The organism is Streptococcus sp. oral taxon 056 str. F0418 (assembly GCF_000220065.1).
GTDB lineage: Bacteria > Bacillota > Bacilli > Lactobacillales > Streptococcaceae > Streptococcus.
In genome coordinates, this window is the sequence record NZ_AFQU01000001.1 from 929,367 (window position 1) to 949,257 (window position 19,891).

Consider the following 19,891-nt stretch of genomic DNA (forward strand, 5'->3'; position numbering starts at 1 on the left):
TACCAGGCCCGTAAAACACAAAGCCAAAACAGGAAATTCTCTGACGACGCTTGCGTCTAATAGAACCTTATCTTTTTAGCACAGTGTTTAGGGCGGGTTCAGTTTAGAAATTTAACTGAACGATCCTTTCTTTGTTTATTTCATTGCCTTTGTCATATAGACCATATCCATGCCTTCTTTTTCGGGCTCAGTATGGGTCATGCTTGCATCTCCAAATAATCTCTCAACCTGTCCTGCAGCTGCGGAATGACCTTTTCATCTGCTAAAAACTGGCTCACATCCATCATCTGATAAGCCTGGCCCTCATCACCAAAGATGATACTGGCACATTCTTCCTGAGAGATGATCCCCACCATAAAAATAGAAGTTGTGTCAGGATCAACCATTCCTGGATAATCCTTAGCCCAGACAATAGCCATTTCTTCAAGCTTCAAACCAAGCTCTTCAAAAACTTCTCTTTGAACGCATTCAAAAGCCGTCTCCTCGCCCTCGCGACCACCGCCCGGCAGCTCCCACATATTTGGATATGGAATGCTTGCCTTATCATCTCGCAAGATGGTCAGCAGCCTATCATCGCAGAGTAAGGCAATCTTGCAACCAGAAAACTCCATCTGTTTGTGCAGTAAATCTAGTTCTTCTTCATCCGACATCAGCGCCTCCTAGTACCTCGGATATGAATAAAATTCTGTATCAGTCAAATCCGCTCTGCCATTTTCAAAAGCCTCAGCATTCCAAGCCATCTCAAACTCTGCTGCCTCTGGATCTGCTAAAAAGTCCATGAGGGCATCGAGGCCAGACTCAGCTGTTTGGGTTAGAAAATCCACGAAATAAGCCAGGAACTCCCGTGACAGCCCCTTCTTAGGCTCATAGGGCAGGGTAGCCAGATAGTCCTCGGCCTCAAAACGAGACTTGACTGGATTATAGAAAAGCACGGCTTCCTCAAAGTAAATATCCTCAGCCGAGGCATTGCCCTCAGCATCCACCGTCTCAATACCGCCTGGATTTTGCACCTCAAGGAGAAAGGCCACTTCCACTGCGTGATTCTTCTTGTCCCAGTTTATCTCATAGTCAAAAGGAAAGCTCTTCCCCATTTCCTCGTCCAATATCTCCAAAAAACCGTACTTAGCCATGATTTCCTCTTTTCATTGTGATAAAATATTACTATCTACAATAGTAACATAAAACATCAAGAAAAACACTTGCAGAAAGGAAATCTTATGCCAGAAAACCTTGCCCTACGAATGCGACCGACCAGTATTGATCAGATCATCGGCCAGCAGCATCTGGTCGGACCTGGAAAAATCATCCGTCGCATGGTTGAGGCCAACCGCCTGTCCTCAATGATTCTATATGGGCCACCCGGCATCGGCAAGACCTCTATCGCCTCAGCTATTGCCGGCACAACCAGGTATGCCTTTCGGACCTTTAACGCCACTGTAGACAGCAAGAAGCGCCTGCAGGAGATTGCTGAAGAAGCGAAATTTTCCGACGGACTGGTGCTCCTGCTAGACGAGATTCATCGCTTGGATAAAACAAAACAAGACTTCCTACTGCCGTTATTAGAAAACGGGCTGGTCATCATGATTGGAGCGACGACAGAAAATCCTTTCTTTTCTGTCACTCCTGCCATCCGAAGCCGAGTTCAGATATTTGAGCTTGAGCCCCTCAGCAACGACGACATACGGACAGCCATTCAGCTAGCCTTGACGGATAAGGAAAGAGGATTTGATTTCCCAGTGGAGCTAGACAAAGAAGCTCTGGACTTCATTACTATCTCTACCAATGGAGACCTGCGCTCCGCCTATAACTCGCTGGATTTAGCCGTGCTCTCTACCCCAGAAGATGACAAGGGCATTCGCCACATCTCGCTTAATGTCATGGAAAACAGCCTGCAAAAGAGCTACATTACCATGGACAAGGACGGTGACGGTCACTATGATGTCCTATCGGCTCTGCAGAAATCCATCCGAGGCTCTGATGTCAATGCCAGCCTCCACTATGCAGCTCGTCTGATTGAAGGCGGGGACCTGCTCAGTCTGGCTCGGCGGCTGACCGTCATCGCTTACGAAGATATCGGTCTAGCCAACCCTGACGCCCAGATTCATACGGTCACAGCTCTGGAAGCAGCCCAGCGCATCGGCTTCCCGGAAGCTCGCATTCTCATTGCCAATATCGTCATTGATTTGGCTCTATCCCCCAAGTCCAACTCGGCTTACGTAGCCATGGACAAAGCACTAGCTGATTTGCGGAAAAATGGCAATCTGCCCATCCCTCGCCACTTACGTGATGGCCACTATGCCGGAAGCAAGGAATTAGGCAACGCACAGGACTATCTCTACCCTCATTCCTATCCCGGCAACTGGGTGTTACAGGATTATCTTCCAGACAAGTTAAAAGATGCGGATTATTTCACTCCAAACGAAAATGGGAAATATGAACGAGCCCTTGGCCTGACAAAGAACAAAATTGACCAATTAAAAAAATGATGGTATCGTTTGCAAAAAATCAGATTTTTCTCTTGAATTTTTCAAAAATTGTGGTATTATAATTATAGAAACGCTGTGGTGTACGACTTCACACTTAAGTGTTGACCGACTATTTTTTGTATTATTAGGGAAACAAAAGACTTCTAACAGCTTGCAGGCCGTTTCACGCGGAAGCAGCTTCAGTTAGAGCGAGTTACCCACCTGCTTAATTGTGCGGGTTCAATACAAATCGTGAAGGTCCGGCACCAATACAGCTTTTTCTATTGCCTCCTTAGCTCAGCTGGCAGAGCAGCGGACTCTTAATCCGTGGGTCACAGGTTCGATCCCTGTAGGGGGCATAGAATTATAGAAGAAAAGCCTTGATTTTCAAGGCTTTTTTGCTTAAATTTTTAGGATATTCTGAGTCTAATATAGATGAAATTCTTTTCTCATAACAAAAAAACGCTACATAGCGTTTTTTTATTATTCTTAGTTACTCATCTAGTCGAATAAACATCATTGCATTAAGTAAAGAGATGAGTGCGACTGTATTAATATTATTGGAATAGATCAGTCTCTTGTTCTCAATGGGGGGAATAATAAAATTAGAAATGATGATATCGTAAGGTGATTCTTTTAAAGAATCAATTGATAGTTCTAATTTATTCCAAACTTCAAGTTCAAAATTATTACTGCAATAATAAGAAAGTGTCTCTGCTACTGATCTTGCATGATACTGATCAAAATTACTCATGACTAAAACCTTTAATTTGGGTTGATTTTGTAAAAGGTTCAGCACTAAATGTTTGCTGTGAGTGATAAAAGTATAAGATAGATGATTGACTTTCATTGAATTATTATTGATATCAAGAGTCACTAAATAATGTTCAATTCCTTTTTTTATATCTGAAACAAATTGAGGGAAAATATTTTGAAAGTTCTTGATTGTATTGCCTTTTTGATCAAATAGGATAAACTCTGTAGATAATTCCTGGCGATGCAGATGTGCCGTATTATGTAGATGCCAAATAAGATTGTCCTTATTGTCTATTTTTAGATTATATTTGCTTTCTATCTGATCAATTAAATCACTTAATAATTGATACGAATTTTTTACATAGTTGTCTGTTTTTGCGCAGCTCATAAATAGATTTTCATCAATGAAAAACATTTTTTGAAAATAGGAGACAAATAGTTGACCTATCACTTCTTTATTCAAAGAGATATGATATTCAGAATCAAAGCTCACTACAATGTCTTCGATTTCTTCTGCCTGCATGAAAGATTCTAGCAATTGATTGTTAAAAGAATCTTTCTCAACTTCCAAGAAATGACCAAACTTTATTCGATATAAATTCGTAACGAGGAGCAACTTTAACATTCTGTGAGTTGATAAATTCATCGGGAAAGATGTTACTTTATAAACTAGTTCCAATAATTGAGACAGCGGTTCTGGAGAAAAATCTTCAAATGGCCACTCGAGGAAATAATATTTCTCTGAAAAATACTGGGCAAAAAAGTAACGGATATCTATCTCATTTCCAATAATTCGAACTGGATTGAGACTAATTTCAAATTGATATTGTTTCTTAATAATTTTATTAATATGACTGATGATACGGTAAAGAGAGGAAGAACTGATATAAAACTCTTTGCAAATACTCTCAGCATCACATCCTTCATTAAAGAATATAAATTCTAAAATTGAAAAGTGAGTTGAATGCTTAAAAAAATGATGATAGACCATCTCAATATCACTATCATCAGTATTAATGATACGTATGCCATTTGTTGAAGAATGAAATATCAAGTCAGAAAAAGAAAACCTGACATGGGATAAATCATCTTTTACTGAACGTTCTGTACAATTTAATAATTCAGCCAGTTCAGAAATATGAAACCAGCGCTTATTTTCAAATAGTATTTCTAATAATTCTAATTGCCTGTGGCTCTTTTTAGACAGTAATTCTCGCATTAAAATATTATCTTTCTTTATATAGTGTTTTTATTGTCAGGCAATTATACCATATTTCGCGTATTTAACTTCGTTTAACAACTCAAAAATATATCTAAAAATGCTGATAAATGCCTATAGAACAAGGAATTCTTATATTTGCGTATCTATAGTACAGATAATCGGAAAGAAAACCAAGTTGAATTATTATGTTTCCAAATTGGGAAATTATATAATTATATTAATCAAAGAATATTATTAAAAAATGATAATAAACAATTTTGATTAAGAAAAAAATTAGAAAGGAGAATCAATATGCTTTGGTCAATTATTGTTGGTGGTCTTATTGGTCTAATTGCTGGATCAATCACTAAAAAAGGCGGCTCAATGGGTGTTATTGCAAACGTTGTTGCAGGTTTAGTTGGTTCTGCTGTCGGTCAGTCACTTTTGGGAACTTGGGGTCCTAGTTTGGCTGGTATGGCCTTGCTTCCTTCTATTATTGGTGCAGTTATTGTAGTAGCTGTTGTATCATTTTTTGTAGGTAAAAAGGCATAAATTGTCTTTTTACTTTCAAAATACAATTTAAAATTTAATGATGTGAGGATTCAATATGTCAAAATCAAGAAAAATACTTTCCCTTATTTTCTGTATTTTAATCTTGACAATTTTGATTCCTGTTTTGCTAGATTTTCATAAAGTCAGCGGTCTGGGGCTCCAGTTATTTAGCTGGAAGTTATTCACTTGGAAGCAGATTCCTTTTGTGGGCTACTATCTTTCTAGGTATGTTTTTTGGGGCACTGTGGTTTTAGCAAGCTTAATCTTACTACTGATGTTAGTGATAGCTTTTTATCCTAAGAGACGTTTGGAAATTCAGCTAGCTGATGCGGATGGGAAACTGATACTGAAAAATTCAGCGATTGAAGGGTTCGTTCGTAGTCTGTTAACAGAACACGGTTTAATTAAAGATCCTACAGTTTCAGTAAATAGCCACAAAAACAAATGCATGGTTTCCGTTAAAGGGGCAGTCGTTCCTTCGGAAAACATCATCAAGAGAAGTCAGTTGATTCAAGAAGAAATTGCGTCTGGATTGACAGAATTCTTCGGAATCAATCATAATGTCAAGCTTAAAATCTCTGTCTCAGACTTCAAGCCAAAAACACCGACTAAAAAGAATGCTAGTCGTGTGAAGTAAGGAAGTGAAAAATGGAATGGTTTAAAAAATATCAATATCCAATTTTGTCTGGATTAGCAGGCGTTATTCTAGCATGTTTTATCCTATCCTTCGGCTTCTTTAAGACTCTTTTTGTCTTGATTTGCGCTAGCCTAGGGGCAGGAATTGGATATTATATTCAAAAGAGTAATATATTTAAATAAGAATAAAGGAGTTTAACATGTCAAATAAAGATGTTAAAGATGTTGCTAAAGAAACACATGAAGTCAAAGGTGAATTGACTTATGATGATAAAGTCATTCAAAAAATTATTGGCCTTTCTTTAGAAAAAGTTACAGGTTTACTTGCTGTTGATGGAGGATTTTTCTCTAACTTAACAGATAAATTGATTAATACTGATAATGTCACTAACGGTGTCAATGTTGAAGTTGGTAAAGAACAAGTAGCTGTTGACTTGAATGTAGTAGTTGAATATCAAAAGAATGTTCCTGCATTATACGACGAAATCAAGAAAGTTGTTGTGGAAGAAGTTTCTAAGATGACTGACTTAGAAGTTGTTGAAGTCAATGTTAATGTTGTTGATATCAAAACCAAAGAACAACATGAAGCTGATTCAGTTAGTCTTCAAGATCGAGTAACAGATATTGCAGAATCAACAGGCGAATTTGCTTCAGAGCAATTTGAAAAAGCAAAATCTGGACTTAGCGGTGGTTTTTCAGCTGTTCAAGAAAAAGTTGGCGAAGGGGTAGATGCTGTTAAGGAAGCTACGTCTAAGGAAAAAACTCGCGTTCATTAATACTCTAACTACGAAAAGAGATTATTATTTTATTTCTTTTCTATATATAAAATACTTAAAAACTCATAACGGAGGTAAAGATTATGTCTACAGAAGAAAAATTCAACCAAGCTAAAGGTTCTGTTAAAGAAGGACTAGGAAAATTAACTGGTGATAAAAAAATAGAAAAAGAAGGGGCTGCTGAAAAAGTAGTTTCTAAAGTTAAAGAAGTCGCTGAAGATGCCAAAGATGCTGTCGAAGGAGCAATCGAAGGTGTTAAAAATATGATTAATAAAGATGACAAATAAAGCTACGAGTTAATTTCTCTTGCAAAACATCTTTGTAATTTATAATAGTAAAAAAGAGAACATTGAATGTTCTCTTTTTCATTTCTCTTGCAACGAACGGTGATTTGATTACTTATGTTTAGTCTCCATTTCACTCTTTTCCTTATCAATTTTTTGAAGTTCATGGTCATTTTTATATTGAATAATATACTCGACTATGTCTTTTTCAGTCAATCGATCATTGGATAATTGTGAAATTTGAATTGAAATATTTTTCAAGCCATAATCGTTTTGTTTACTAAGAATTTCTTTCAATTCCTCGTCGGAAAGATGTTTTCCTGAAATAGTTAACTTTAGTGTATTATTCTCTTTGATAAAATTCTTTTTTAGTACTGTATGCTCTTTAAACTGATCAGATAAGTATTTATTTATAGATTCATTAATTAGTGTTTCTCTAACTAATGTAGTGGCTGAAACCAAACTGGGAATAATAAGAATAAGCGAAACTAGAATTAATATTTTTCTCATTTTATAAGCTTCTTGATTATGTTTAATGTAACGATTTTTTACCATAGTTAAGCTTGTTCCAATATAGGTAGCAATCATGATAAAGCTACAATTAATGAAAAATAAATAAGATGCACCTAGCATGAACTTAAAGTTTCCTGTTGCTATAGAATAACCAACAGTGCACACAGGAGGCATAAGAGCCGTTGCAATAGCCACTCCAGGTACAATATTATTTGCTTCTTTTTTTCGTGCCCCTATAACTCCAGCCACCCCTCCAACAAAAGCTATAACAACATCCCAAATTGTTGGAGAAGTTCTAGCAATAATTTCTGTACTTGCATAAGAAATAGGAGAAATTAGAAAATAAACTGTCGATGCTATAAGACTCAACGAAACTTGAATAAACAAAATTTTAAACGATTTTCTGAGCAGATTCATATCTAATATTGCTAGCGAAAAACCAATCCCAAGAATAGGTGTCATTAGTGGAGAAATTAACATTGCCCCAATGATAACTGGAGTAGAATCCATATTTAGTCCAATAGATGCAATCAACATTGCGCATAACAAAATAGCTAAATCACTTCTTGTTAAATCTAGATCATCATAAATCTTATTTCTAAATTCTGTTAAAGAATAAAGCTTGTCATCCTGTAAAATTTTTCTCAAAACAGCATTCCTCATATTAATGTTTTCCAAAGTATAAACCCAGTCCAAATAATGAATGAAATATGCAATATTGACAAAAAATATAGAAAGCAGTTTATACTAGTAATTATTTTAACATACAATTTGATAAATTTATTACTAACTTATTACCCATACCATCCTAAATTTTAACTTTTTCCAATCTCTAATTATAGAAATTCAACAATTATAATATACTACAACCTATACGCACTAACATTTGTCAAACTTCAAGGAAGCAATCTATTAGTAATCAATTATTTAAAAGCAATCTAGAATAAGGAAGGCGCAACCACCAAAATACGCTGATAAAAATAGACATTCTATTCATGCCCCACTTTTGCCCCATTTTGAAATAATCAGATTTAAAATCACTTAAAGTATCTTCTGAAAATCACTTACATTTCAACATTTTTGATTAATTTCAATATGAAGATTTCTTACAAATGCATGTAGGGGGCATAAAAACATTGAAAAAAGCCTTGTAAATCAAGGCTTTTTTTGATACCAAATAATTATAAGAATTTTCATATCTTTGTCAAATTCACTCTGGGCTCTTTCAAGTCTAGTACGTTATAATATAATACTATTTTAAAAAAATCATTATTGATAAAAAATGTAAAGGGATGCCGATGTGTGAAATACGATTTTTTTCTTAAAAAATTTACAGCTTTAACCTTGACATGGAACGCGTTCCAGGGTTTATACTGGTTTCATAAGAAAGAGAGGTAAAAATTTATGACAATCAAACGTATTTTTTGTGACATGGATTGTACACTATTAAATAGTGAAGGACGAGTGAGTGACAGTAATGCGGCCTTGATACGTGAAGCAGGGATTCCTATAACTTTAGTATCTGCTAGAGCACCAATGGAAATGAAGGAGGCTACTGATGCCCTTCAACTAAAAGGGGTCCAGGTCGCTTTTAACGGAGGATTAATTTATACAATAGGGGCTAATAATCAAGTTCTACCCATTCATGTACAAACCATTAAAAATAAGACAGTAAAACAACTGCTGAAAGGGATACGTCAACACTTTCCTCAAGTTAGCTTATCTTATTACGACCTGAACAACTGGTATTGTGATAAAATAGATGAAGGAATCCAGTATGAACAGAGTTTAACCCGTCAAACACCAACGTTTATTGATAATGAGGATCAGTTTTTAGAAGGTCAAGGAAATACTTTTAAAATCATGATGATTACTTTCGATGAAACAACAATGCGAGAATTGGAAAAATATCTTCAAAGTTTATACTTACCACAAATCACTATTCAACGTTCAGGTAAGGCCTATCTTGAAATTACACATCTCTTAGCCAAAAAATCTAAAGGAATCGCACACATCCTTCGAAAAGAGCAGTTGGCTAAAGAAGAAACAGCTGCATTTGGTGACGGACATAATGATTTGCCTATGCTTGAAATGGTAGGTTACCCTATTGTGATGGATAATGCCTTTGATGACATCAAAGAGATAGCTTATAAAATAACGAAGTCTAATGATGAAGATGGCGTAGGATATGGGATTCATCAATTTTTAAAGTAGGAGCCCAACAATGACAAGTATTAGTGATATAGCTAAAAAGGCTGGCGTTGCTAAATCAACGGTTTCCCGTGTGATCAATCACCATCCACATGTTTCTGATGAGACACGACAAAAAGTAATGGATCTTATCGCTGAATTGGATTATATGCCAAACCAACTAGCACGAGATCTCAGTCGAGGCAAAACACAAAAAATAGGTGTCGTCATTCCACACACGCGCCACCCTTATTTTACACAATTAATAAATGGCCTCCTAGATGCTGCTAAAGCTACCGACTATCAACTTGTCATGATGCCTTCAGATTACAACCAAGAATTAGAACTATCCTACCTGAAGCAACTCAAAATGGAAGCTATTGACGCTTTAATCTTCACTTCGAGAGCTATTAGTCTTGATATGATTGAAACCTATGCGAAATATGGACGCATAGTGGTTTGTGAAAAATTGCTAGAATCTAATCTCCTATCCTCCGCTTACCTTGACCGCTACTCTTCATTTGTGGATGCTTTTTCTGCAATGAAAGTACGAGGCTTGCATCACTTAGTTTTGTTATTTTCAAGAAATAATGAATCATCTGCTACGTATCACTCCGCATTATTAGCTTATCACGATGTCTATGGTCAACATTCGACTCCACATACGGTATTTGGGAATATCCACGATTTTAATGATGGTCTACAGTTATCTCATCAATTGATAAAAGATGCTCGCATCGATGGTGTATTAGCTACAAGTGATGAAGTTGCTGCAGGGCTCATAAAAGGATATGAAGAAAGTAGGAAAAAATGTCCCTATATTATTGGGCAGGAACATTTATTAGTTGGGCAACTGTTGAAACTCCCAACGATAGACCACAAATCCTATTCTTTAGGAACATTAGCTTTTAAACAAGCTTTATCTGAATCGATTAGTCAAGAAGTTTTGATCTCAGAATTTTTATCTCAAGACAATTAGTCATTAAAAGTAATAAAAAAGTTTCCAATTTCGTATAGTTGGAAACTTTTTTAGTTAATGATTCATAATTTTAAACAGTTGCTACTTGCCCAATTTTTAATCACTCAAAGTATTTTCTGAAAATCGCTTATATTTCAAGATTTTTGATTACTTTCAAGATGAAAAAGCCTCCCAAATTCATGTAGAGGGCATAAAATATCGAAGAAAGTCTTGTAAATCAAGGCTTTTTTGTTTTCTACAGGTGAATTTGCGCAATTTGCACACTATTTTATGACATCAAAAAGTCCCTTAAGAGTGCTACTCAAGGGACTTTTTCTTACTGCACTATTCACTTATCTCGTTTCCAAAAAATCGCTAATAGAATCACTGCACCTAAAATAGAGGGCACTACAGCTGTGTCATGGAGAAGCGGACCCCAGTTCCCAAAAAGACTTTGACCTAACCAGGCTCCAACAAGACCTAAAATCATCTTACCAATGCATCCCATCCGTTCGCCACGATTAGTTAGAGCTACAGATATGAGTCCAATGATAAAGCCTACAAACATGCTACCAATCATAGTCAACTCTCCCTTTTAGAGCGCTGGATCAGCCATAGGATTACTAATGATACTGCCGCACCAACAAAGGGTGCAAAAAGATTAAAGAAAACAAAGAAAACAAAGAATCCAATGATGGCACCAATAAAACTGACAAGGAATTTCTTCCTCCATTGCCTTGTTTGTCCATCCGGAGTTAACATAGCTGCTATAACAGTAGTTATTAGACTAGCTGGTAAAGTAAATACCAGTATAAAGATTGCTGCTGCCATTCTAAATTGCCCAGTCTCCATTTCTAAAGATGGCTACTCGACTACCATCTTCACGAATACCATCGACATTCATCTGGTTAGACCCAATCATAAAGTCCACATGGACATCCGAGCGGTTGAGGCCTGCTGCTTCTAGCTCTTCTTCGGAAAAATTCTCCCCGCCAACTACACTAGTCGCATAGGCTGCACCGATAGCCAAGTGGTTAGAGGCATTTTCATCAAAAAGTGTATTGAAGAAGGTGATACCTGACTGAGAAATTGGACTTGGATCTGGTACCAAGGCCACTTCTCCTAAAGCACGCGCACCAGCATTTTCAAAGACAAGGTCCTTCATAACCTGATCACCCTTTTCAGCAGTAATGTCCACAATCCGACCATCCTTAAAGGTCACCTTGATACCTTCGATGATATTGCCATTATAGCTGAGTGGCTTGGTACTAGTCACATAACCTTCAGCTCGGCGGAAGTCTGGTGCTGTAAAGACCTCTTCTGTCGGCATATTAGCAATGAAGTACTCGCCTTGGGCATTGAGACTGCCAGCTGACTCCCAGTGATGATTCTTGGGTAATCCTAAGGTCAAGTCTGTTCCAGGAGCTGTGTAGTGCAGAGCAGAAAATTGCTCCTCATTTAAAACCTTCGCTTTTGAGCTGAGTTTTTCTTCATGAGCTTTCCAAGCGGCTACTGGGTCATCCTCATAGACACGACAGGTTTTGAAAATCTGATCCCAGAGAAGATCTACTGCTTCCTCATCGCTATCTGCATTTGGAAAGACCTTCTTAGCCCACTCGGTACCAGCTGCTGCAGCGACTGTCCAGCTGACTTTATTGGATTGGGTTGCAATTCGCATCGGCTTCATAGCCATCCCCAAAGCCTTGGCAGAAGCTGATAATTTCTCGGCATCTACACCATTCAAAGCCCCTGGGTCAGATGAGCGCACGCCCAAGCGACTAGCTTTCTTTTCGAGGAGATAGTTCATCTCAGCCACCTTATAGTCAGGGACATTGTCCAAGCGCTCCATTGGCGCATGGAGGAATTTCTCCCGATTAGTGAAATCATCCGCCCATTGGATGATAACCTCATGAGCTCCCAGAGCATAGGCTTCCTTGACAATCAAGTGAGCCAACTCACGTTGCTCCACATCAATATTGAGTGCCGCCGTGTGACCTGGTTGCACATTGATCCCATTGGCAACCAATAGTTTAGCGTATTTTTCTAAGTTTTCTTTAAAATTTGGCAGAACCATGCTGCTTCTCCTTTTCTTTTGTTAATTCTCTTTAAACAGGGACAGCAGGCTAACCGCTGCCACCGTACCGCAAATCAAAGCGGTCATTTTCAAAATCGTATCTGGGTCAAGATCCAGCTGGTAATCAAACACCTTTTGCGCAGGCTTATCTTCGGCATTTATTCTAAGTTTCATGAGAGAGTCCTTTCCTTTGTTAACCATCTATTGGTTTATGATGCCAGATGACTTTCATATTCCAACCATCCTGAATTAATTTACAGCCTGGCAGCAACTTCCCATAAATCTCTTCATATCCTTTTTTAGAAAGGTAGCGATCTGTTGCTAAATGATTGAGCCAAGATTTGGAGGTGCTATGTTTGAAGATTCTTCTGGCATTTTTTAAGCCGAATCTTTTCCAGTGTCGAGGAAAATCTAAATAAGCGCCTACAACATAGGTCCAAGTTGAAGGAGTGGGCTTTTCTGATACATTGTCCATAACAAACAGGATGCCACCTGGCTTTAGTAATTTCTTACATTTTTCCAAAGCTTCAGGGATGTCCAAATGATGAAATGTCGTTCGACTGAAAATAAAATCAAATTGTTTCTCAAAAACAGCGGTTAAAAAATCATCCTGCAGTAATTCTATATTCTGCAAATTTTCTTTTTCTACTTTATCTTTTGCTATCTGCAGAAAATCCGCAGAAAGATCTATTCCTGTAACATGTTGAAAATATGAAGACAGAAAAATGCAGGTATTCCCTCCGCCACAACCAATATCCAAAGCGGAAACTCTATTGTCAGGCAGATTATCCAGTAGATAATCGGGCCTGCCTTCCAAAAGAGTGGTTACCCAATCATATTCTAAAGCAACCGCATTAAACTGTTCCGTAATATTTTCCATGAACATCCTTCTTAAAACAAATCATCAAAGAGACTTAGCTGGTTATCCTCGGGCATATTGCCTAAGATTCCCATGTCGTCCATTTTTTCGACTAGGGTGCTAGAGAGGCCACCACGTTTGCGGAGCTCTGTCTTAGAGAGGAATTCGCCTTCTTCCCGTGCTCTGACCACTTGGCGGGCAACGTTGTCACCCAGACCGTCCATAGCAGAGAAAGGAGGAATAAGCGTATCCTCTTCGATGAGAAATTCAGTCGCGTGGCTCTTGTAGAGATCCAGCTTCCCGAATTTGAAGCCCCGCTCCAGCATTTCATTGACGATTTCCAGAGTCGTATAAAGGTCAATTTCTACATTGGAGGCTTCGTTGTTCTTACGCTTCTCAGCGATTTCGTTCATCCGGCGCTTAACGGCATCAAGTCCGCCACTCATGGTCTTGATATCAAATGCTTTAGCCCGGATGGAGAAATAAGCACAGTAGTAATAAATCGGATGATGCACCTTGAAATAGGCCACCCGCAGGGCCATCATAACGTAGGCTGCTGCATGGGCCTTGGGGAACATGTACTTGATCTTTCCACAGGACTCGATGTACCATTCCGGCACATTATTTTCCTTCATGGCTGCAATATAGCCATTGCGCTCTTCTTCAGAAATCTTCAGCCAAAGGCCCTTACGCACACGCTCCATAATCGTAAAGGCCATCTTAGGATCCAAGCCCTTGTGCATGAGGTAAACCATGATGTCGTCCCGACAGCCGATAACGGTGGACAGGTCAGCAATCCCTTGCTTGATCAAGTCCTGAGCATTCCCTAGCCAAACGTCCGTACCATGAGAGAGACCAGATAGCTGTAAGAGCTCGGCAAATGTCGTCGGATGGGTCTCATCAACCATTCCCCGTACAAAATTGGTCCCAAACTCTGGAATCCCCAGCATACCAGTCGGCGTGCCGATTTGCTCCTCAGTCACACCCAGAATATCTGTTCCAGAAAAGAGCGCCATGACACCAGCATCATCCATGGGAATGTCATTAGGATCAATACCAGACAAGTCCTGAAGCTTCCGAATCATGGTCGGATCATCGTGTCCCAGAACGTCAAGCTTGAGGACATTTTCATCGATATCATGGAAGTTAAAGTGGGTGGTCTGCCACTCGGCTGTCACATCATCGGCTGGATATTGGACCGGTGTAAAGTCATAAACATCCATATAGTTAGGAATTACAACGATTCCACCCGGGTGTTGTCCAGTCGTCCGCTTGACTCCGGCAGCTCCCTGCGCCAGACGCTCAACTTCAGCATCCCGATAGAATTTCCCGTAGTCGCGCTCGTAGCCCTTGACAAATCCATAGGCAGTCTTAGCGGCAACGGTACCAACGGTTCCAGCCCGAAAAGCGTATTCTGCACCAAAGATATCCCGCACATCCAAATGGGCGCTCGGCTGATCCTCTCCGGAGAAGTTCAAGTCAATATCGGGTACCTTGTCCCCATCAAATCCAAGGAAGGTCTCAAAAGGAATATCCTGACCGTTCTTGCTCAGCTTGTGGCCACATTCTGGACAGTCCTTATCCGGCATATCAAAGCCTGAACCATAAGAACCGTCCGTGATAAACTCGCTGTATTGGCATTTGCCACAGACATAGTGGGGCGACAGAGGATTAACCTCGGTAATCCCAATCATGGTCGCAACAAAGCTTGAACCGACTGACCCCCGCGAGCCTACCAGATAGCCCCGCTCATTGGAGCGTTGCACCAGCATCTGCGAAGCCAGATAAATCACGGCGAAGCCATTCCCCAAGATAGAGGTCAGCTCCTTTTCAATCCGCAAGTCCACGATATCAGGCAGCGGATTGCCATAAATCTCAAAGGCCTTTTGATAGGTCAACTCGGCAACTGTCTCCTCAGCCTTGTCAATGAAAGGTGTATAGAGGTCGCCCTTGACCACCTCGACCGGCTCAAAGGTCTCCGCCAGCTGATTTGGATTGGTGATGACCAGTTTCTTAGCCAAATCCTCGCCTAGGAAGGCAAATTCGTCCAGCATCTCATTGGTAGTCCGAAAATGAGCCTTAGGAAGCGGAGCCGGCTGGGCATTTTCACCATGGCCAATGGTCCGGTTAATCATGGATCCCTGACCGAGACTGCGGACGATAATCTCACGGTAGATTTCTTCTTCCGGCTCGATATAGTGGACGTTCCCCGTCGCAAGGACAGGCTTGCCCAAGCGATCTCCGACCTCAATCAGATTGCGAATAATGGTCTGCAGTTCTTCCTGGTCTTTAATCTGCTCCTTGGCAATCAGTGGCTCATAGATAGCCGGCGGCATAACCTCGATAAAGTCATAATATTTGGCAACTTCGACAGCTGCATCCACCCCCTGAGAGACAACGGCGTCATAGACTTCGCCTTCCGAGCAGGCCGAGCCCAGAATCAGGCCTTCACGATGGGCATCCAGTACGGTCCGTGGAATTCGCGGTACACCTTCAAAATACTTGGTATTGGACAGACTGACTAACTTGAAAATATTCTTGAGTCCCGTCTGATTTTTCACATAAATAGTCGCATGCTTGACCCGAGCCTTCTTGTAGGAATTCTCATCGACCAGATCCGTATTCAAATCCTTAAGATTGGTCACACCATGCTTTTCAGCCACATCCTTGATAAAGATAAAGAGGAGGCGGCCCGTCGCTTCCGCGTCATAGTTGGCCATGTGGTGGTGCTCCAAAGCAATCTGGAATCGCTTGGTCAAAGGCCCCAGACCATGACGCTTGTACTCTGGATAGAGGTTGCGGGCAAATTCCAGCGTGTCAATGACTGGCTGGGTAATTTTCGACAGGCCATGCCGCTCATAGTTGACATTCATAAAGCCCACGTCAAAGGTAGCATTATGGGCAACGAGGACACTGTCCTGGCAAAATTCCTGAAATTCTTTCAGCACCTGCTCAAGTGGCTTGGCATTGCGGACATGCTCATCTGTAATCCCAGTTAGATCCGTCGTAAAGGCTGACAAAGGATGGCCCGGATTGATAAACTCATCAAACTCAGCGATGATATTGCCCTTGTGCATCTTGCTGGCAGCGACCTGAATCAAGTCATTGTAGACTGCTGAAAGCCCTGTCGTTTCCACGTCAAAGACTACATAGGTCGCATCGCTCAGCGCCATGTCCACTTCATTGTAGACGATGGGTACTCGGTCTTCTACAATATTGGCCTCCATACCGTAAATCAGCTGAATACCAGCTTTCTTGGCTGCCTTGTAGCCATGGGGAAAGCTCTGCACATTGCCATGGTCGGTAATGGCGACAGCCTTGTGGCCCCACTTAGCTGCTGTTGCCACGATTTCCTCTACCTCAGGCAGGGCATCCATAGTAGACATATTGGTATGAGCATGAAACTCAACCCGCTTCTCCCCCTCAGGCATCAAGTCCTTGCGCTCATAGTGGGTGACGGCCTGCACATCCTGCACATTCATCGTCAGGTCGCGGGTGAAATTGTTCATCTCCACATTTCCCCGCACGCGCAGCCAGGCGCCTTTCTTAATCATGTCAAACTTCTTGGCTTCTTCCTCGTTTTTCATCCATTTCTGCAAGGAAAAGCTAGAAGTGTAGTCTGTCATTTTGAAATTGAGCAAGACCCGACCGGTTCGAGTGACCTTCTGCTCCAGATCAAAGACCATTCCCTCAAAGACCAGACGATTCTCTTCAGTCTGAACTTCAATCATAGGGGTAATCTCTGCCTTATCCAGATTTGGCTTAGCGACAGCTTTACGAGCTTGAAAGTCATAAGTCGGTTTTTCTTCTGGCGGTGGCGCCATCTGTTGTAGGGATTCCATGGCTTTGAGCGCTTCTTCATTAGCTGCCTGGACAATCTTGTCATTCTCTGCTTGGAAATTCTCCGCTTGCTGCTGGGTCAGCTCATCACTGTGCTGCACCTGACAAGTCAGATGAGGAAAGCCGTATTTGACCAGTTGCTGGCTGAGGTTGGGCAGGTGATTCTTACGAAAATGCTCCGTATCAATGGTCGAAGCCCCCTCAATCAGTAGCTTGTCCCCATCCAAATGAACCCGCAGATCCTGATACAGACTCTTGAAGCCATGACTGGCACAAGGCCCCTCCTCAAAGGCTAGCTGGTAATAAGCCTGCAAAAGCTCATCCGATACCTGAGGAGCCTGACAGTGAATTTCAAAAACGGCTTGATTGCCCGTCTTAGAAAACTCTTGAGCTAAGCGCTTCTGCAATTCCCGAAAAATCTCAATGGGCAGAATATTCGTAAAAGAAAAATGAAACTCCCAGACCCGACTGACCTTGTGGACCAGAACCTTCTCAATTTCAGCATTCGAAAAGGCCTCTGAATTTCTCATTTCAAGGGGCATATCCAGCTGATCCATTAAAATTTCAAACTTGTTTGACATGATATTTCCTCGTACAGTAGTGACCTTATTTTACCATAAATCCGCACTTTTTTCGATAGAAAGGTACAAGCATGAACATAATTGCTTGTTAATTTTTCTAAGGAACTTCTTTGGAGTCTTGCAATAAAAAACAGAAATATGTATAATGTCTGTAAGCGTTAACGAAAACAAGCTGTAGAAGCCCAAAGTAAACATAACTGGAGGCAACAGACTTGAAAATACAAAATCAACAACTAGAGCGACACTTTCGACTAGAGAATCAGCATTTTTATACGGATTATTTTGTTAATTTACAGACAAAAACTACCATTTCTCTAACAAATCAAAGAGAATTTTTAGTGTTGTTTGAAGACGGAGAACAAGTATCATCTCAGGAGTGTAATGCTCATATTCTCAATGAATCTAACAGGGAATTTCTAGTAGAATTTTCACATCCGCTAATAAGCTTACGTATCCACTATCAAGCACGAGAAGATGTACTTAGTAAAGAAATTACACTGCTGTCTTCTGAGAAGTTCATCAATGCCATTGACATCGAATACTTCGACTTTGAGACTAACAAAGCTATTTACTACCCAAAGAAACAAGATGATATCAGTGAATTAGCCGGATTCTCCGGTTACTATGTCGAACTAGGACAACCTATTTACGCCAACTCCTTCTTTTTCGGAATGGAATTTCCAATGGGAGAAAATCGTCTAGAAGGACAACATTATTTTTCTCGCTACTATGTTGGACAACAGATCAATAATCCTAAAATCATCTGGCCTAGTGTCGTCGGCTCCGCAGCCTCCTTTGAAAAGGAAGACATCCAAAACGCTTTCTTTACTTATATTGCTAACATTGCCCAACCGAGCTATTTCCGAAAACAATACAACTCTTGGTATGATCATATGACAAATATCAATGAGCAGATTATCCTAGATAGCTTCAAAGAAATTCGGCAAGGTTTTGAAGATTATGGTGTTCATCTAGACGCTTATGTCGTTGATGATGGCTGGCCAGACTACCAAAGCATCTGGGATTTTAATGATAAGTTTCCGCAAGGGCTAGACAATATCAAAAAGTTAGTGAATCAATTCGGCTCAAACTTAGGACTTTGGATTGGACCAAGAGGTGGCTATAATGGAACAGAAGTGATCATGAGTGATTGGCTGGAGGCTCACCCAGAATTTGGCAGCAAAAATCATTTATCCAATGACGTAAATGTAGGAGACCCTCGCTATCTTCAGCTGATGAAAGAAAAGATGCTCGAACACCAGCGCAACTACGATATCAGCTACTGGAAAATAGATGGCTGGCTTCTAAAACCTGATAAAACCGATTGTTCTGGCCCTTTTGCTATGCATACCATGACAGCTTCATACGAGTCCCTGATTGATCTCTTAATCTCTTTAAGAAAAGATAGGAGAGATAAAGACTGTTGGCTCAATCTGACCTCCTATGTCAATCCCAGCCCTTGGTTTCTACAATGGGTTAATAGCCTTTGGATTCAGATTTCTCAAGACGTTAGCTTCGTTGAAAATGGTGGAAGTGATCTCAATCGTATGATGACTTACCGAGATATACAGTACTATAAATTCCTAAAAGAGCGAGATATTCAGTTACCACTCTGGGCTCTCTATAACCATGAACCGATTTATGCTCAAACTGCTCATTCCACTTATATGGATCATCAAATGTCTTCATCTGTTAAGGAGTTTGAAGATTACTTAATGTTTATTGCCACTCGGGGTAATGGTTTTTGGGAATTTCATTACTCTTATGATATGTTTGATGAAGAACGCTGGCAAGCCAATGCTCGAGCTGTCCATTGGGTTGAACAGAACTATTCCATCCTGAAACACAGCCACATGATTGGGGGCAATCCAGCAAACTTTGAAGTTTATGGATACTGGTGCCGTCATTCAACTATTTCAGAAGAAATCCTATCCTTACGTAACCCTTCTGACAAACCTCAACGGATAGAGTTACCTCAATGTAACTTGAAGGATTATCGTGTAGAATGGGGAGGACCTGCTCAAATCATTTCTACACATGAAATCGAATTAGCGCCTTATAGTTCTATTATTTTTAAAAAATTCTAATACAATTAATACCTTATTTATTAGAGAGTGAAGAAAATGATTTTTCTATCACTCTTTTTTATTTGCTTAAAAATTGGGTAGCTTTCTTAAAAATAGGTAGTTTGAAAATGTAAGCGTTT

The 19,891-nt window shown here is 40.1% G+C and carries 19 protein-coding genes and 1 tRNA gene; 10 read left to right on the forward strand and 10 right to left on the reverse strand.

Going from position 1 to position 19,891, the window contains the following annotated elements; translation table 11 throughout:
• Nucleotides 1–197: 197 nt before the first annotated feature.
• Both HMPREF9182_RS04605 and HMPREF9182_RS04610 read right to left on the reverse strand, forming a co-directional pair.
• The gene (locus HMPREF9182_RS04605) at nucleotides 198–650 is read right to left on the reverse strand and encodes an NUDIX hydrolase (protein WP_009754640.1); all 453 of its coding nucleotides are present in this window, start codon (nucleotides 648–650) and stop codon (nucleotides 198–200) included.
• Nucleotides 651–659: 9 nt separating this feature from the next.
• Complete coding sequence (locus tag HMPREF9182_RS04610; protein WP_009443633.1) at nucleotides 660–1,130, reverse strand: DUF3013 family protein; 471 nt, start codon at nucleotides 1,128–1,130, stop codon at nucleotides 660–662.
• A gap of 87 nt (nucleotides 1,131–1,217) precedes the next feature.
• On the opposite strand from HMPREF9182_RS04610, the gene HMPREF9182_RS04615 reads away from it, so the two are divergent.
• Both HMPREF9182_RS04615 and HMPREF9182_RS04620 read left to right on the forward strand, forming a co-directional pair.
• The gene (locus HMPREF9182_RS04615) at nucleotides 1,218–2,486 is read left to right on the forward strand and encodes a replication-associated recombination protein A (protein ID WP_009754390.1); all 1,269 of its coding nucleotides are present in this window, start codon (nucleotides 1,218–1,220) and stop codon (nucleotides 2,484–2,486) included.
• A gap of 265 nt (nucleotides 2,487–2,751) precedes the next feature.
• Nucleotides 2,752–2,824: transfer RNA gene (locus HMPREF9182_RS04620), tRNA-Lys, on the forward strand.
• 134 nt (nucleotides 2,825–2,958) lie between these two features.
• Here the strand turns inward: HMPREF9182_RS04620 and HMPREF9182_RS04625 are convergent.
• Nucleotides 2,959–4,440 carry a M protein trans-acting positive regulator PRD domain-containing protein gene (locus tag HMPREF9182_RS04625; protein WP_009755049.1) on the reverse strand — a complete coding sequence of 494 codons (1,482 nt, stop codon included), beginning with the start codon at nucleotides 4,438–4,440 and terminating at the stop codon, nucleotides 2,959–2,961.
• 294 nt (nucleotides 4,441–4,734) lie between these two features.
• Between HMPREF9182_RS04625 and HMPREF9182_RS04630 the strand changes: the two genes are divergently transcribed.
• From HMPREF9182_RS04630 to HMPREF9182_RS04650, 5 genes are all read left to right on the forward strand, one after another.
• On the forward strand, nucleotides 4,735–4,974 hold the full coding sequence (locus HMPREF9182_RS04630) for a GlsB/YeaQ/YmgE family stress response membrane protein (protein WP_002893931.1): 240 nt from the start codon (nucleotides 4,735–4,737) through the stop codon (nucleotides 4,972–4,974).
• A 55-nt stretch (nucleotides 4,975–5,029) separates the two neighbouring features.
• Nucleotides 5,030–5,611, forward strand: coding sequence for an alkaline shock response membrane anchor protein AmaP (gene amaP / locus HMPREF9182_RS04635; protein ID WP_009443148.1), 582 nt, complete (start codon nucleotides 5,030–5,032; stop codon nucleotides 5,609–5,611).
• A gap of 11 nt (nucleotides 5,612–5,622) precedes the next feature.
• On the forward strand, nucleotides 5,623–5,793 hold the full coding sequence (locus tag HMPREF9182_RS09950; RefSeq protein WP_009754723.1) for a DUF2273 domain-containing protein: 171 nt from the start codon (nucleotides 5,623–5,625) through the stop codon (nucleotides 5,791–5,793).
• A 17-nt stretch (nucleotides 5,794–5,810) separates the two neighbouring features.
• Nucleotides 5,811–6,386 (forward strand): Asp23/Gls24 family envelope stress response protein, encoded by a 576-nt coding sequence (locus tag HMPREF9182_RS04645; RefSeq protein WP_009443453.1) that lies wholly within the window; start codon nucleotides 5,811–5,813, stop codon nucleotides 6,384–6,386.
• 83 nt (nucleotides 6,387–6,469) lie between these two features.
• Nucleotides 6,470–6,673, forward strand: coding sequence for a CsbD family protein (locus tag HMPREF9182_RS04650; protein WP_009754933.1), 204 nt, complete (start codon nucleotides 6,470–6,472; stop codon nucleotides 6,671–6,673).
• 108 nt (nucleotides 6,674–6,781) lie between these two features.
• Here HMPREF9182_RS04650 and HMPREF9182_RS04655 read toward each other — a convergent pair whose 3' ends face one another.
• Nucleotides 6,782–7,846: a TIGR00341 family protein gene (locus HMPREF9182_RS04655; RefSeq protein WP_009754530.1), complete on the reverse strand. Its 1,065-nt coding sequence runs from the start codon at nucleotides 7,844–7,846 to the stop codon at nucleotides 6,782–6,784.
• 741 nt (nucleotides 7,847–8,587) lie between these two features.
• On the opposite strand from HMPREF9182_RS04655, the gene HMPREF9182_RS04660 reads away from it, so the two are divergent.
• Together HMPREF9182_RS04660 and HMPREF9182_RS04665 are read left to right on the forward strand one after the other, a co-directional pair.
• On the forward strand, nucleotides 8,588–9,397 hold the full coding sequence (locus tag HMPREF9182_RS04660) for a Cof-type HAD-IIB family hydrolase (protein ID WP_009443145.1): 810 nt from the start codon (nucleotides 8,588–8,590) through the stop codon (nucleotides 9,395–9,397).
• Between the two features lie 10 nt (nucleotides 9,398–9,407).
• A complete protein-coding gene (locus tag HMPREF9182_RS04665) occupies nucleotides 9,408–10,352 on the forward strand; it encodes a LacI family DNA-binding transcriptional regulator (protein WP_009754201.1) in 945 nt (314 codons plus the stop codon).
• 328 nt (nucleotides 10,353–10,680) lie between these two features.
• On the opposite strand, the gene HMPREF9182_RS04670 is transcribed toward HMPREF9182_RS04665, so the two are convergent.
• The 6 genes from HMPREF9182_RS04670 to HMPREF9182_RS04695 are packed head-to-tail and all read right to left on the reverse strand — an operon-like array spanning nucleotide 10,681 to nucleotide 17,685.
• The gene (locus HMPREF9182_RS04670) at nucleotides 10,681–10,911 is read right to left on the reverse strand and encodes a GlsB/YeaQ/YmgE family stress response membrane protein (RefSeq protein ID WP_037602712.1); all 231 of its coding nucleotides are present in this window, start codon (nucleotides 10,909–10,911) and stop codon (nucleotides 10,681–10,683) included.
• 2 nt (nucleotides 10,912–10,913) lie between these two features.
• The gene (locus HMPREF9182_RS04675) at nucleotides 10,914–11,162 is read right to left on the reverse strand and encodes a hypothetical protein (RefSeq protein ID WP_009443189.1); all 249 of its coding nucleotides are present in this window, start codon (nucleotides 11,160–11,162) and stop codon (nucleotides 10,914–10,916) included.
• 1 nt (nucleotide 11,163) lies between these two features.
• On the reverse strand, nucleotides 11,164–12,405 hold the full coding sequence (locus tag HMPREF9182_RS04680; RefSeq protein ID WP_009754953.1) for an aminopeptidase: 1,242 nt from the start codon (nucleotides 12,403–12,405) through the stop codon (nucleotides 11,164–11,166).
• Between the two features lie 21 nt (nucleotides 12,406–12,426).
• Nucleotides 12,427–12,579 (reverse strand): hypothetical protein, encoded by a 153-nt coding sequence (locus HMPREF9182_RS10755; RefSeq protein WP_002911653.1) that lies wholly within the window; start codon nucleotides 12,577–12,579, stop codon nucleotides 12,427–12,429.
• A gap of 19 nt (nucleotides 12,580–12,598) precedes the next feature.
• Complete coding sequence (locus HMPREF9182_RS04690) at nucleotides 12,599–13,285, reverse strand: class I SAM-dependent methyltransferase (protein ID WP_009443489.1); 687 nt, start codon at nucleotides 13,283–13,285, stop codon at nucleotides 12,599–12,601.
• Between the two features lie 11 nt (nucleotides 13,286–13,296).
• A complete protein-coding gene (locus HMPREF9182_RS04695; protein ID WP_009443612.1) occupies nucleotides 13,297–17,685 on the reverse strand; it encodes a PolC-type DNA polymerase III in 4,389 nt (1,462 codons plus the stop codon).
• Nucleotides 17,686–17,897: 212 nt separating this feature from the next.
• Between HMPREF9182_RS04695 and HMPREF9182_RS04700 the strand changes: the two genes are divergently transcribed.
• Nucleotides 17,898–19,772, forward strand: coding sequence for an alpha-N-acetylgalactosaminidase (locus HMPREF9182_RS04700; RefSeq protein ID WP_009443914.1), 1,875 nt, complete (start codon nucleotides 17,898–17,900; stop codon nucleotides 19,770–19,772).
• Nucleotides 19,773–19,891: the final 119 nt, after the last annotated feature.